Origin of the sequence: Bradyrhizobium sp. 197, from assembly GCF_023073375.1 — a bacterium.
GTDB lineage: Bacteria > Pseudomonadota > Alphaproteobacteria > Rhizobiales > Xanthobacteraceae > Bradyrhizobium.
This window is the reverse complement of sequence record NZ_JADPJJ010000088.1, coordinates 1-690: the sequence shown is the minus strand read 5'-3', so window position 1 is coordinate 690 and position 690 is coordinate 1. Positions and strand designations below refer to the sequence as shown.

The following is a 690-nucleotide window of genomic DNA, read 5'->3' as shown; positions in this document are numbered from 1 at the left end:
GCCGCGTGCACCGCGCCCTTATCGTTGGCAATGCCATTCGCGAACGAGGCAATGAGGCTCCGCTTGGATTCCTCAATCCAAGGTTCGAGCTCCATCTCGGCCTTCTTTCGGATCATCGCGTGGAAGCGGCCAACGAGAGCTTGGGCATCGGCCAGCATAGGAACGTTTTGTTCGATGACGGCAAGCGTGACGGTCTCGGCCCTGGTCAGGTGGTCGCGCTTCGTCGTCATCAGCTGCGCTATCGTCCTGGCGGCGGGGACCTTCTGCAATTGTTGATGGCTGATAGTCTCGGCACGCCGCCGTCGCGTCGCCCATTCCGCCACCACGCGCAGCGATCCCATAAAGCCTTGTCCCTTCAAACGGCGCCAGAGTTCGGCACCGTTGCGACAGCCGCCTGTCCATTGCGCGTCCAGGAACGGCAGGTGCCCGTCCAGGGTGCTTTGACGGGTGCGGAACATATCCGTACCGCCACCGCGGCTAATTTGGCGAAACCAGATTGCGACTATGTCCTGTGCGACGGACGATCTCCTTGAACGGCACACCGTCGCTGACGAGAGCCGCAATTGCGGCATGGCTATCCTGGCGCCGCAGATAGCCCTGATAGCGCAGCTTTTCCGCATAGGTCAGCAATTCCGGGTTGATCGTTGTCGCTCCGATTGCGGTTCGGATTCTGTTCATGGAGCGGCGCAC

The 690-nt window shown here is 61.0% G+C and carries 1 pseudogene; it reads right to left on the bottom strand.

Annotation, left to right across the window (positions count from 1 at the left end):
- Nucleotides 1-690, bottom strand: a pseudogene (locus tag IVB27_RS20300) (ISL3 family transposase); the annotation flags it as partial.